This window comes from Streptomyces filipinensis (genome assembly GCF_014649495.1).
In the GTDB taxonomy this organism is placed as follows: Bacteria; Actinomycetota; Actinomycetes; order Streptomycetales; family Streptomycetaceae; genus Streptomyces; species Streptomyces filipinensis.
Window position 1 is genome coordinate 89,579 of sequence record NZ_BMTD01000002.1, and the last position, 12,396, is coordinate 101,974.

The following is a 12,396-nucleotide window of genomic DNA, read 5'->3' on the forward strand; positions in this document are numbered from 1 at the left end:
ACGGCGGCTGCGGGATCAGCGCTTACGTGGGTACGTCCGCACGAGCACGCCCTTGGTGAAGGCGCGCACCGCGTCGAGGCCGGACTCCTTGATGTCGAGGCCGGTCGCGAACATCGGCATGCCCCTACCGTAGACGACCGGACAGGTCTTGATCAGGCTCAGCTACCGCGCCGGGTCACGAACTCCGCGAGCATCAGCAGCCCGCCCGCCGCCTCGGGGTCGGGGACCGCCCGGGACAGCTCCTGCACGGCGCGGGCCATCCGGTCGGCCGCCTCGGCCTGCGCCCAGTCCCGGCCGCCCGCCCGCTCCACGGCCAGCGCCGCAAGCGCCACGCCCTCGGTGTCACCGGCCACACACGGCGTGCCGTACAGCTCGGCGAGTTCGGCCGCCGCCTCCGTGCCGGTCGACAGGGCCGCCACCACGGGCAGCGACTTCTTGCGGGCCGCGAGATCCGCACCGGCCGGCTTCCCGGTGTGCCGCGGGTCGCCCCATATGCCGATGACGTCGTCGATCAGCTGGAAGGCGAGCCCGGCCTGGCGGCCGAAGCCGTCCAGCGCCGCCACGTCCCCCGGGCCGGCGCCCGCGTACAGCGCGCCGAGGGCGCAGGCGCAGCCGAGCAGCGCGCCGGTCCTGGCCTCGGCCATGGCGAGCACCTCGGCGAGGGTGACACCCTCGGGGGCACCGCGCTCCAGGTTCGTGTCGGTGTACTGGCCGGCGCACAGTTCCACGACGCAGTCCGCGAGCCGGGCCGCGGCCGGCCCGGCGGCCGGGTGCGGGTCCTCGGCGAGCAGCCGCAGGGCCAGCGCCTGCAGGGCGTCACCGGCGAGGATCGCGTCGGTGACGCCGAACACGGTCCAGGCCGTGGGCCGGTGCCGGCGGGAGGTGTCGCGGTCCATCACGTCGTCGTGCAACAGGGTGACGTTGTGGACCAGTTCGACCGCCACCGCCGCCCGGACCGCCGCCGTACGGGCCGCCGGGCCGCCGAGGGCGGCGGCCGCCGCCAGGACGAGCGCGGGGCGTATCGCCTTGCCGGCGTCGCCCGTCGCCGGGGTGCCGTCCGCGTGCTGCCGGCCGAAGTGGTAGAGCGCGATCCGGCGCATGGCGCCGGGAAGTGACTCCAGGGCCGCGTGCAGCTCCGGGTCGACGACGGCCCGCGTGCACTCCAGCAGGGCCGCCGCCTCGTGTCCTTCGAGCGGACCGGCGTCGTCGGCCCTCCCCCACCGCTCCTCCGCCGTGCCGGGGCACGGCACGACGGGGGAGCGCAGTTCGGTCTCCGTCATGAACTCGGCCATGTCTCCCCCTCGCCAGGTCCGCGGACGCCGGCGTCGCCGGTCCGGCCGGACGCATGTTCCGAGGGTCTACCCGCCACGCCGGGCGGGGACACGGCCGTGAAGTGCGGAAACGTCACCTCCAGCGGCCGATCTCGACGTTCTCCAGCACGCCGAGAGCGTCCGGCACCAGCACGGCGGCCGAGTAGTAGGCCGTCACCAGGTACTTGATGATGGCCTGTTCGTTGATGCCCATGAAGCGGACGGACAGGCTCGGCTCGATCTCGTCCGGGACGCCCGACTGCCTGAGGCCGATGACACCCTGGTCCTGCTCGCCGGTGCGCATCGCGATGATCGAGGTGGTGCGCTCCGGGGTGACCGGGATCTTGTTGCACGGGTAGATCGGCACGCCGCGCCAGGTCGGGAGGCGGTTACCGCCGATCTCGACGGATTCCGGGACCAGTCCCCGCTTGTTCAGCTCGCGTCCGAACGCGGCGATCGCGCGCGGATGGGCCAGGAACAGCTTGGTGCTGCGCCGGCGGCTGAGCAGTTCGTCCATGTCGTCCGGGCTGGGCACTCCGTCGTGCGGCTGGATCCGCTGGTCGTACTCGCAGTTGTGGAGCAGGCCGAAGTCGCGGTTGTTCACCAGCTCGTGCTCCTGGCGCTCCTTGAGCGCCTCGACCGTGAGCCGCAGCTGCTGCTCGGTCTGGTTCATCGGCTGGTTGTAGAGGTCGGCCACGCGGGTGTGGATGCGCAGCACGGTCTGGGCGATGCTCAGTTCGTACTCGCGGGGCCGCGCCTCGTAGTCCACGAAGGTGTGCGGGATGTCGGGCTCGCCGGAGTGGCCGGCCGCCAGCTCGACCTCCTTCTCGCCGTACTTGTTGGTCCGCTGCTCCGGGACGGAGCGCAGCTGCTCCAGATGTGCGCGCAGGGTGTCTGAGCGCTCGGCGATCTGCTGGAAGTCCTGGCGGCTGAGGATCAGCACCGTGGTCGCGGTGTCGGCGCGGACGGTGTACTCCCAGATGGCGTCCGGGTCCAGCAGCGCCTGCTCGCCGAAGTAGGCGCCGTCGGCGAGGACTCCGAGGACGGCGTCGTCGCCGTAGGGGCCGGTGCCGATCTTCTCGACCCTGCCGTGCGCCAGCAGGTACACCTCACCCGTCTGGTTCCCGAAGTCGGCGATCACCTCGCCGGGGGCGAAGTCGCGCTGGCGACAGCGCCGGGCCAGCTCCGTCAGCACCTCCTGGTCCTCGTAGGAGCGCAGGGCCGGCAGCTCGCCGAGCTCGGCCGGGATGACCTCGACCTGGTCGCCGGTCTTCACGAAGGTGATGCGGCCGTCACCGACGGAGTACGTCAGCCGCCTGTTGACGCGGTACGTGCCGCCCTGCACGTCGACCCACGGGAGCGTGCGCAGCAGCCAGCGGGAGCTGATCTCCTGCATCTGCGGAACGGACTTGGTGGTGGTGGCCAGGTTCCGCGCTGCCGCCGTCCCGAGGGACTGCTGCGGCGTGCCTTGATCCGTGCGGACCTCTTCGCCTACCGACATAGAGAATTGCCTCCCAGGTTTTCCCGGTGCCGAATCGCACGGGCACCGGTCTCGTGACCGAGCCTTTCATCACCGAGAGTGTCCGCACCATTACCCGAAAGAGCGGGAATGGATCATCGCATTACTGGGCACGAAGAGGGATCCCGCCGCCGTCCGGGGACGTCCGGTTTCGGCGGCGGTCTCGTTGCAGAAAGCAGAACGTAGAGGCAGGTGCCGAACGGTCGCGTCCGGCGGCCGGCCTGGACCGGCACGGAACGAAGGAGGCGGCATGGCCCCACCCATGTCCGCGGGCGAGTTTCTGGACGCGCTGCGAGCGGAGGGCGTCACCGTCGTCGAGGTCGGCGACTGGCCGCACCACAACCGCAACCACAAGGGCCCGTGGGGGCCCGTGCACGGCGTGATGATCCACCACACGGTGACCCGGGGCAGCGCGCACACGGTCCGGATCTGCCGGGACGGCCATCCGGCGCTGCCGGGCCCGCTGTGCCACGGCGTGATCACCAAGGACGGCAGGGTCCACCTGGTCGGCTACGGCCGCGCCAACCACGCCGGCCTCGGCGACGACGACGTGCTGCGCGCGGTGATCGCGGAGAAGGGGCTGCCGCCGGACAACGAGGCGGACACCGACGGCAACCGGCACTTCTACGGCTTCGAGTGCGAGAACCTGGGCGACGGGGCGGACCCCTGGCCACAGGCCCAGCTGGACGCGATCGAACGGGTGGCCGCCGCGGTGTGCCGGCGGCACGGGTGGAGCGAGAGGTCGGTCATCGGCCACCTGGAGTGGCAGCCGGGGAAGGTGGATCCGAGGGGGTTCGGGATGGGGTGGCTGCGGGAGCGGGTGGCCGAGCGGCTGAAGGGGTAGCGCCGGGGTACGTCGCCGGATGCGGGTCCGCGGTGGGCGGGTCGCACGGCTCCCCGTGACCGTCACGCGGCTCCCCGTGACCGCCGCGGGGCGCCCGTGACCGCCGCAGCGGTGACAATGAAGCCGTGACCAGCCGGACTCCGCTCGCTCCCCGCCTGCCCTCTCCTCTTCAGGAAGTAGGGGACGAGCGGTTCGGCCGTCACGGCCTGCGGCTGCTCCTGAAGCGCGACGACCTGATCCACCCGGACCTCATCGGCAACAAATGGCGCAAGCTGGTGCCGAACATCGAGGCGGCCCACGGCCGCCCCCTGGTCACCTTCGGCGGCGCCTACTCCAACCACCTGCGCGCCACCGCCGCCGCGGGCCGCCTCCTCGGTCTGCCGACCACCGGCGTGGTCCGCGGCCAGGAGCTGGCCGGCCGTCCGCTCAACCCCTCGCTGGCCCGGTGCGCGGCGGACGGCATGCGGCTGCACTTCGTCGACAGATCGACATACCGGCACAAGACCGAGCCGCGTACCCTGGCGGCGATCCTGCGCGCGGCCGGCGCCGAGGAGGCGTACGTCGTCCCCGAAGGCGGCAGCAACAGCGCGGCCGTACACGGCTGCCGGGCCCTCGGCGAGGAACTGCGCGGGCACGCCGGCGTCGTCGCGGTCGCCTGCGGCACCGGCGGCACGCTCGCGGGGCTCGCCGCCGGGCTGGCGGCCGGGCAGCGCGCGCTCGGCGTGCCGGTCCTCAGGGGCGGATTCCTGGAACGCGACATACAGCAGCTGCAGGAACGTGCCTTCGGCGCCCGCACCGGCTCCTGGTCCCTCGACGAACGTTTCCACTTCGGCGGCTACGCCCGTACGACACCCGAACTGCACGCCTTCGCGGAGGACTTCGAGCGCCGCCACGGACTGCCCGTCGAACGTCTCTATGTCGCCAAGTTGCTCTACGGGCTCGTCGCCCTCGCCGACGAGGGCGCCTTCCCGCGCGGGACGACGATCGCCGCCGTCGTCACCGGGCGGCCGTTCGCCGAGGACCGGGCCTAGCCCGCCTCCCGGTACACCGCCGCCTCCTCCAGGTCCAGGCGTCTGAGCAGCGCGCGCAGCATCTCGTCGTCGATGTAGCGGTGGTCGCGGAGCCTGACGAAGACCTCGCGTTCGGCACTGATCATCTCGCGGGACAGCCGGCGGTAGGTGTCGTCCACGGTCTCGCCGGTGACCGGGTTGGTCTGCCCCAGGCGCTCCCAGACGGCGTTGCGGCGGCGCTCCAGGACCGTGCGCAGCCGGTCGGCCAGCGGCGGGGGCAGGGCGTTGCGCTCGTCGGACAGGAGCTCGTCCAGGCGCCCCTCGGCGGCCCGGGAGGCCTGCGCCTGGGCGTTGGCCTCGGCGAGCGTCTCGGCCTGCCGGTCGCGCCCCGGGAAGCGCATCAGGCGGATCAGCGGCGCGAGCGTCAGGCCCTGCACGACGAGCGTGCCGATGACCGTGGTGAAGGTCAGGAACAGGATCAGGTTCCGCTGCGGGAAGGGAGCACCGCCGTGCACCGTGAGCGGGATCGAGAACGCGATGGCCAGGGACACCACGCCCCGCATGGCGGCCCATCCCGTCACGACCGGGCCCCGCCAGGTGGGGTCCTCCTCGCGCTCCCTGACGCGGCGGAAGAGCCGGCGGGGCAGGAAGGTCGCCGGAAACACCCAGACGAAGCGGGCCGCGACGACCACGAGGAAGATCGCGGTCGCGTACCAGACCGCGTCGGCTCCCTGGTACGCGCCCAGTCCCTTCAGGACCGTCGGCAGCTGCAGGCCGATGAGCGCGAACACGGCCGATTCCAGCACGAAGGCGACCATCCGCCACACCGCGTCCTCCTGGAGCCGGGTGGCGAAGTCGACCTCCCACGCGCGATGCCCGAGGTAGACCGCGACCACCACGACGGCGAGGACCCCGGAGCCGTGGAACTGCTCGGCCACGCCGTAGGCGACGAAGGGGATCAGCAGGGAGAGCGTGTTCTGCAGCAGCGCCTCCTTCAGGTGGGTGCGCAGCCAGTGGATCGGCACCATGAGCACCATTCCGACGGCGACACCGCCGACGGCGGCCCGCAGGAACTCGCCGACGCCGCCCGCCCAGGTGGCCCCCTCGCCGACGGCCGCGGCGAGTGCCACCTTGTACGCGGTGATCGCGGTGGCGTCGTTGAGCAGGGACTCGCCCTGCAGGATGGTGGTGATCCTGGACGGCAGGCCGACCCGGCGCGCGATGGCCGCGGCCGCGACCGCGTCCGTCGGGGCCACCACCGCGCCCAGCACGAGCGCGGCGGGCAGCGGCAGCCCCGGCACGACGAGATAGGCGGCCCAGCCGACGGCGAAGGTCGCGAAGAGCACGTACCCGATCGACAGCAGCCCCACGGGCCGCATCTGGGCGCGCAGATCGAGGTACGAGCTCTCGGTGCCCTCCTTGTACAGCAGCGGGGGCAGCACCAGGGGCAGGACGACCTCCGGGTCCAGCGTGTAGTGCGGGACGCCGGGGACGTACGAGACCGCCAGGCCCACGGCGACGAGCAGCAGCGGGGCCGGCACGGGACCACGCCGGGCGGCCCCCGCGACCGCCGCACTGCCCGCCACCAGCAACAGCAGCGGCATCACGTCCATGATCCTCGCCCACCCTCGTTTTCCGCGCGGCCACCCGCACACCCGTCGTAATCTGGCAATCATGAAACAGTGCACGCACGCCGAAGCGCTGCCGCACCCGGAGCCGGACCCGCGCGACGCCACCTGCCCGGAGTGCCTCCGGGACGGCACCCACCCCATCCAGCTGCGGCTGTGCCTGACCTGCGGCCACGTCGGCTGCTGCGACTCCTCGCCGGGGAGGCACGCCACGCAGCACCACGAGGCGTCCGGCCACCCGGTCATGCGGTCCTTCGAGCCCGGCGAGGAGTGGCGGTGGTGCTTCGTGGACCACGTTCTCGTCTGAGTTCTGGTGTGCGAGCGGTTTCCCGGGCGCTCGCATTCCCGTCCGGCCGCCTTCTCGTGTGACACTGCATGCGGCGGCGACCGCACGACGGTTCGAGCGTGTGACGTCTGGGTACGTCAACCCGGCGCGCCCTCTTCCCATTTGGGCGCGCTAACCCTCTAGACACGGAGCGTATGCACAGCTTTACTGTGAGTGACGCCAGGGGGGTTGGGGTCCCGGGACAGGAACGTTCGGAGCGCGATAGCGTCACCGCGGAACCACGTACGCGTTACCCCGGGGGGCGACCCTCGGCCCCGTAAAGCTTGTACCACCATGGAGGTGAGGGTGTCCCAGATCGCAGGCGAGCCCACGGCGAATCAGGACTTCGTGGAAGTCCGGCTGCCGGCTGCGGGTGCCTACCTGTCGGTGCTGCGGACGGCCACGGCCGGTCTCGCGGCCCGCTTGGACTTCACCCTGGACGAGATCGAGGACCTGCGCATCGCCGTCGACGAGGCCTGCGCGATCCTGCTCCAACAGGCCGTGCCCGGCTCCGTGCTCAGCTGTGTCTTCCGGCTCGTCGACGACTCGCTGGAAGTCACGGTCGCGGCGCCGACCACGGACGGTCACGCCCCCTCGCGGGACACCTTCGCCTGGACCGTGCTGTCGGCCCTCGCGGGCAAGGTCTCGTCCGCCGTCGACGAGGACAAGACCGTGTCGATCAGCCTCTACAAACAGCGCGGCGCGGGCCCTGGCCCGGCGTGAGGAACGGGGACGGTCCGGTGCGGGACGAAGAGCGCGGCACACGGGAGCTGCCGGCCGGGGACGGGGGTGCCTCCTGGCCGAGGACGGCCGAGACGTCCGGGGAGGGCCCCCGGGACGGTTCCCGGCGCATGGCGGACGGCATCGACGGCATCCCCGAGCAGGCCAGACCGCACCCGGAGGACGACTCCGCGCGGGCCGGCGGTGACGGTTCCGTTGAGGGCGCGCCCGCGGCGGGACCCCGCGCGGCGGCCAGGGCTCGGGGAAGGGCTACGGGCGGGACGATGAGCGAGCACGAGCGGTACGCCGAGGACGACGCGCCGGGCGCGGAAGCCGTGCAGGCCGCACAGCACGACCCGCAGGACCGCAGCGGGGCCCGGGCGAAGTTCGTCGAGCTGCGCGGCCTGAACGCGGGCAGCCCGGAGTACGCGGAGCTGCGCAACCAGCTGGTCCGCATGCACCTGCCGCTCGTGGAGCACCTGGCGCGCCGCTTCCGCAACCGCGGCGAGCCGCTGGACGACCTCACGCAGGTCGCCACGATCGGTCTGATCAAGTCCGTCGACCGGTTCGACCCGGAGCGCGGCGTGGAGTTCTCCACGTACGCCACCCCGACCGTCGTCGGCGAGATCAAGCGGCACTTCCGCGACAAGGGCTGGGCCGTCCGCGTGCCGCGCCGGCTGCAGGAGCTGCGGCTCGCACTGACCACGGCGACGGCCGAGCTGTCCCAGCTGCACGGCCGCTCCCCCACGGTCCACGAGCTGGCCGAGAAGCTCGCGATCTCCGAGGAGGAGGTCCTGGAGGGCCTGGAGTCCGCCAACGCGTACTCCACACTGTCCCTGGACGTCCCCGACACCGACGACGAGTCCCCGGCGGTCGCCGACACCCTCGGCGCGGAGGACGAGGCGCTGGAGGGCGTGGAGTACCGGGAGTCCCTGAAGCCGCTGCTGGAGGACCTCCCGCCGCGGGAGAAGCGGATCCTGCTGCTGCGCTTCTTCGGGAACATGACCCAGTCGCAGATCGCGCAGGAGGTCGGCATCTCCCAGATGCACGTCTCCCGGCTGCTGGCGCGCACCCTGGCCCAGCTGCGGGAGAAGCTCCTCGTCGAGGAGTAGCGCGGCCCTGCGCTATTCGGCGCGGCCCGGTCCCCTGATGCCGAGGGCCCGGGTCGTCTCGCCGTTGACGAGCAGCACCAGCGCCGCGACGGCGACGGCCGTGAGCGCGATACCGGCCGGGACGGCCAGGCTGTCGGCGTGGATCAGGTTGTACGCGATCGGCAGCGCCATGAGCTGTGTGATCACCGCGGGACCGCGGCTCCAGCTGCGCCGCAGCAGCAGTCCGCGCGCGGCGAGCAGCGGCAGCAGCGCGAGCACGACCAGCGTGATGCCGAGGGTCACGGCCTGCTGCCGGTCGTCCGGGGAGCCGGTGAGGCCGAGCACGAGCACCCACAGACCGCCGCCGCCCAGGGCGAGACCCTCCAGCGCGGCCAGCACGGCGGCGTACGTCAGCCGGCGCGGGCGCGGGCCGGCGGCGGCTTCGGCGGTGTCCTGGGCGGGGCTCTGCTCACTGCTCACCCCAGCAGGGTAACGGGGGCGGTGCGAGCGCCCCGAAAGGGGCGCGCGCGACCGCGCGACCAGCCACCCCGGACGCCCGCCCGGCAGCGGTGCCGCACCCCCGCGGCGCGGCGCCGTGTCCACTGTCACGCCCCCACCTCTTACCGGATCCCTACCTCGCTGTGTGCCCGGTACCCCCCAGTAGGTACGCTGCCCTCCATGCGTGCACTTCTCGTGGTCAATCCGGCGGCAACCACCACAAGCGCACGCAGGCGTGACGTCCTGATCCACGCGCTGGCGAGCGAGATGAAGCTGGAGGCGGTCACCACCGAGTACCGCGGCCACGCGCGCGACCTCGGCCGGCAGGCGGCGGACAGCGACGACATCGACCTCGTGGTGGCGCTGGGCGGCGACGGCACGGTCAACGAGGTCGTCAACGGGCTGCTGCACGCCGGACCCGACCCCGAGCGCCTGCCCGGCCTCGCCGTCGTGCCGGGCGGCTCCACGAACGTCTTCGCCCGCGCCCTGGGCCTGCCCAACGACCCCGTCGAGGCCACCGGCGCCCTTCTGGACGCCCTGCGCGAGGGCAGCGAGCGGGTCGTCGGGCTCGGCCTGACGTCGGGCACGCCCGGCACCGAGGACGAGGCGGTCCCGGACCGCTGGTTCACCTTCAACGCCGGCCTCGGTTTCGACGCGGGCGTGGTCGGCCGGGTCGAGCAGCAGCGCGAGCGGGGCAAGAAGTCGACGCACGCGCTGTACGTCCGCCAGGTGGTCCGGCAGTTCCTCGGCGAGCAGAACCGCCGGCACGGCTCGATCACACTGCGGCAGCCCGGCGAGGACCCGATCAGTGATCTTGTGGTCGCCATAGTCTCGAACACGTCCCCGTGGACGTATCTCGGCAATCGCCCCATGTATACGTCGCCTAAGGCGTCGTTCGACACGGGCATCGACGTGCTCGGTCTCAGCCGCCTCTCGACGGCCGCGGTTGCCCGGTATGGCACCCAGTTGCTCACTTCGTCCCCCGAGCGCGGACCCCATGGCAGGCATGTGGTCTCCCTGCACGACCTGGACCGGTTCACCTTGCATTCGAAGGTGCCTCTCCCCCTCCAGATGGACGGTGACCACCTCGGGCTGCGTACGAGCGTGACGTTCACAGGCGTACGCCGTGCACTGCGTGTGATTGTGTGAGCGGAAGACGCAAAAGTCCTTTCACTCGAACGTTTAGGCCAGGATCCACCCCATGGAAGTACGGCTGTGACCTAGTCGACACCGAGGAATCAAAAAAAACTTTCCGGAAGGGGTTGTATCCGCCGCTGAGGTTTGCGAGTCTCTACGTGGCGATCGGGACGGCCCGCAACACCGGCCTCCACTGATCACCGGAACCCCTCTTCAAACCAAGGACCACGCCGGGGAAGACTCGGCGGTCGGCCCTTCACTTGTTGAGGGATTCGTGAAAGCGTTCACATTCACAAGCAATCTGCATGTAATACCAAGGAGAGGTAGCAGCCATGGACTGGCGTCACAACGCCGTTTGCCGCGAGGAAGACCCCGAGCTCTTCTTCCCCATCGGCAACACCGGTCCTGCGCTGCTGCAGATCGAGGAAGCCAAGGCCGTCTGCCGTCGCTGCCCGGTGATCGAGCAGTGTCTGCAGTGGGCGCTCGAGTCCGGCCAGGACTCCGGCGTCTGGGGTGGTCTCAGCGAGGACGAGCGCCGCGCCATGAAGCGCCGCGCCGCCCGCAACCGGGCCCGTCAGGCCTCCGCCTGACACTCCCACCCCTGCTGACAGCCTGAGCTTGGCGGCGCGTGCAGCACGCACGCATCTCCCGCCCCCGAGCCGCAGCGCGCAGTATCCCCCGATGCGCTTAGCCCAACAGCAGAGCAGCAACGAGCACGAGCCTCGGACCAATGACGGTCCGGGGCTTTTTGCTGTGCCCGCACCGTGCCCACCCTCCACAGGGCAAACGGCCGCCGCTGTGCGGCAGTTGGGTCACTTCTGCGCCCGCACGGGAATGTCGAGGATCACCCTGGTCCCCCGGCCCGGCGCCGGGACCATGTCGAAGGAGCCGCCCAACTCGCCCTCCACCAGGGTGCGGACGATCTGCAGGCCGAGGTTGCCCGAGCGGTGCGGGTCGAAGTCCTCGGGCAGCCCGACCCCGTCGTCCTGGACCGTGACGAGGAGGCGGGCCTCCTTGGTCGTACCGCCGCGAACCGCCGACACCTCGACCGTGCCGGTGTCGCCCTCACGGAATCCGTGCTCCAGGGCGTTCTGCAGGATCTCGGTGAGGACCATCGACAGCGGGGTGGCGACCTCGGCGTCGAGTATCCCGAAGCGTCCGCTGCGCCGGCCGGTCACCTTGCCCGGCGAGATCTCGGCGACCATGGCCAGCACACGGTCGGCGATGTCGTCGAACTCCACACGCTCGTCCAGGTTCTGGGACAGCGTCTCATGCACGATCGCGATCGAGCCGACACGCCGGACGGCCTCCTCCAGGGCCTCCCGGCCGCGCTCGGACTCGATGCGCCGGGCCTGCAGCCGCAGCAGCGCGGCGACCGTCTGGAGGTTGTTCTTCACCCGGTGGTGGATCTCCCGGATGGTCGCGTCCTTGGTGATCAACTCCCGTTCGCGCCGCCGCAGTTCGGTGACGTCCCGGCACAGCACCAGGGAACCGATGCGGGTGCCCTTGGGCTTGAGCGGGATCGCCCGGAACTGGATCACGCCGTCATGGGCCTCGATCTCGAACTCCCGCGGCGCCCAGCCGCTGGCCACCTTGGCGAGCGCCTCGTCCACCGGCCCCCGGGTCGGGGCGAGTTCGGCGGTGGTCTGGCCCAGGTGCTGGCCGACCAGGTCGGCGGCGAGACCGAGGCGGTGGTAGGCGGAGAGGGCGTTCGGAGAGGCGTACTGGACGATGCCGTCCGCGTCGAGGCGGATCAGGCCGTCGCCGACGCGCGGCGAGGCGTCCATGTCGACCTGCTGGTCGGGGAAGGGGAAGGAGCCGGCCGCGATCATCTGGGCGAGGTCGGAGGCGCTCTGGAGGTAGGTCAGCTCCAGCCGGCTCGGGGTGCGGACGGTCAGCAGATTGGTGTTGCGGGCGATCACGCCGAGGACGCGGCCCTCACGTCGCACCGGGATGGACTCGACGCGTACGGGGACCTCTTCACGCCACTCCGGGTCGCCCTCGCGCACGATCCGGCCCTCGTCCAGCGCCGCGTCCAGCATGGGCCGGCGGCCGCGCGGGACGAGGTGGCCGACCATGTCGTCGTGGTAGGAGGTGGGGCCGGTGTTGGGGCGCATCTGGGCGACCGAGACATACCGCGTGCCGTCGCGGGTGGGGACCCACAGGACCAGATCGGCGAAGGAGAGGTCGGAGAGCAGCTGCCACTCCGAGACCAGCAGATGGAGCCACTCAAGGTCGGAGTCGTCGAGGGCGGTGTGCTGGCGGACCAGTTCGTTCATGGAGGGCACGTCTGCGAGCGTACCCGCGGGCCGGG

At 71.6% G+C, this 12,396-nt stretch carries 12 protein-coding genes; 7 read left to right on the forward strand and 5 right to left on the reverse strand.

What is annotated here, in order from left to right; all coding sequences use genetic code 11:
• Nucleotides 1-158: 158 nt before the first annotated feature.
• Together IE244_RS05455 and IE244_RS05460 are read right to left on the reverse strand one after the other, a co-directional pair.
• Entirely contained in the window at nt 159-1,292 is a 1,134-nt protein-coding gene (locus IE244_RS05455) for a family 2 encapsulin nanocompartment cargo protein polyprenyl transferase (protein WP_191871500.1), read from the reverse strand.
• Nucleotides 1,293-1,404: 112 nt separating this feature from the next.
• Nucleotides 1,405-2,811, reverse strand: coding sequence for a family 2B encapsulin nanocompartment shell protein (locus IE244_RS05460; RefSeq protein ID WP_191871501.1), 1,407 nt, complete (start codon nt 2,809-2,811; stop codon nt 1,405-1,407).
• A 268-nt stretch (nt 2,812-3,079) separates the two neighbouring features.
• Here IE244_RS05460 and IE244_RS05465 point away from each other — a divergent pair, with 268 nt between their 5' ends.
• Entirely contained in the window at nt 3,080-3,673 is a 594-nt protein-coding gene (locus IE244_RS05465) for an N-acetylmuramoyl-L-alanine amidase (protein WP_191871502.1), read from the forward strand.
• A 125-nt stretch (nt 3,674-3,798) separates the two neighbouring features.
• Entirely contained in the window at nt 3,799-4,704 is a 906-nt protein-coding gene (locus tag IE244_RS05470) for a 1-aminocyclopropane-1-carboxylate deaminase/D-cysteine desulfhydrase (RefSeq protein ID WP_191871503.1), read from the forward strand.
• Here IE244_RS05470 and IE244_RS05475 read toward each other — a convergent pair.
• Entirely contained in the window at nt 4,701-6,296 is a 1,596-nt protein-coding gene (locus tag IE244_RS05475) for a Na+/H+ antiporter (RefSeq protein ID WP_191871504.1), read from the reverse strand. The genes IE244_RS05470 and IE244_RS05475 overlap by 4 nt on opposite strands.
• A gap of 61 nt (nt 6,297-6,357) precedes the next feature.
• Here IE244_RS05475 and IE244_RS05480 point away from each other — a divergent pair, with 61 nt between their 5' ends.
• The 3 genes from IE244_RS05480 (at nt 6,358) to IE244_RS05490 (ending at nt 8,468) form a co-directional block, all read left to right on the forward strand.
• Nucleotides 6,358-6,618: a UBP-type zinc finger domain-containing protein gene (locus IE244_RS05480; RefSeq protein WP_191871505.1), complete on the forward strand. Its 261-nt coding sequence runs from the start codon at nt 6,358-6,360 to the stop codon at nt 6,616-6,618.
• A 324-nt stretch (nt 6,619-6,942) separates the two neighbouring features.
• Complete coding sequence (locus IE244_RS05485) at nt 6,943-7,359, forward strand: ATP-binding protein (RefSeq protein WP_031163342.1); 417 nt, start codon at nt 6,943-6,945, stop codon at nt 7,357-7,359.
• A gap of 17 nt (nt 7,360-7,376) precedes the next feature.
• A complete protein-coding gene (locus IE244_RS05490; RefSeq protein ID WP_229853966.1) occupies nt 7,377-8,468 on the forward strand; it encodes an RNA polymerase sigma factor SigF in 1,092 nt (363 codons plus the stop codon).
• Between the two features lie 12 nt (nt 8,469-8,480).
• Here the strand turns inward: IE244_RS05490 and IE244_RS05495 are convergent, their stop codons facing one another.
• A complete protein-coding gene (locus IE244_RS05495) occupies nt 8,481-8,927 on the reverse strand; it encodes a hypothetical protein (protein ID WP_031163346.1) in 447 nt (148 codons plus the stop codon).
• 198 nt (nt 8,928-9,125) lie between these two features.
• Between IE244_RS05495 and IE244_RS05500 the strand changes: the two genes are divergently transcribed.
• Both IE244_RS05500 and IE244_RS05505 read left to right on the forward strand, forming a co-directional pair.
• Entirely contained in the window at nt 9,126-10,094 is a 969-nt protein-coding gene (locus IE244_RS05500) for a diacylglycerol/lipid kinase family protein (RefSeq protein ID WP_191871507.1), read from the forward strand.
• Between the two features lie 320 nt (nt 10,095-10,414).
• Nucleotides 10,415-10,672 carry a WhiB family transcriptional regulator gene (locus tag IE244_RS05505; RefSeq protein WP_003992873.1) on the forward strand — a complete coding sequence of 86 codons (258 nt, stop codon included), beginning with the start codon at nt 10,415-10,417 and terminating at the stop codon, nt 10,670-10,672.
• 222 nt (nt 10,673-10,894) lie between these two features.
• On the opposite strand, the gene IE244_RS05510 is transcribed toward IE244_RS05505, so the two are convergent.
• Nucleotides 10,895-12,370 (reverse strand): sensor histidine kinase, encoded by a 1,476-nt coding sequence (locus IE244_RS05510; RefSeq protein ID WP_078963508.1) that lies wholly within the window; start codon nt 12,368-12,370, stop codon nt 10,895-10,897.
• Between the last annotated feature and the right edge of the window lie 26 nt (nt 12,371-12,396).

Bases quoted from the DNA above. Each gene is read 5' to 3' on its own strand.
- IE244_RS05455 (WP_191871500.1), bottom strand. From the start codon at position 1,292: ATGGCCGAGTTCATGACGGAGACCGAACTGCGCTCCCCCGTCGTGCCG.
- IE244_RS05500 (WP_191871507.1), top strand. From the start codon at position 9,126: ATGCGTGCACTTCTCGTGGTCAATCCGGCGGCAACCACCACAAGCGCA.
- IE244_RS05475 (WP_191871504.1), bottom strand. From the start codon at position 6,296: ATGGACGTGATGCCGCTGCTGTTGCTGGTGGCGGGCAGTGCGGCGGTC.
- IE244_RS05480 (WP_191871505.1), top strand. From the start codon at position 6,358: ATGAAACAGTGCACGCACGCCGAAGCGCTGCCGCACCCGGAGCCGGAC.
- IE244_RS05505 (WP_003992873.1), top strand. From the start codon at position 10,415: ATGGACTGGCGTCACAACGCCGTTTGCCGCGAGGAAGACCCCGAGCTC.
- IE244_RS05465 (WP_191871502.1), top strand. From the start codon at position 3,080: ATGGCCCCACCCATGTCCGCGGGCGAGTTTCTGGACGCGCTGCGAGCG.
- IE244_RS05460 (WP_191871501.1), bottom strand. From the start codon at position 2,811: ATGTCGGTAGGCGAAGAGGTCCGCACGGATCAAGGCACGCCGCAGCAG.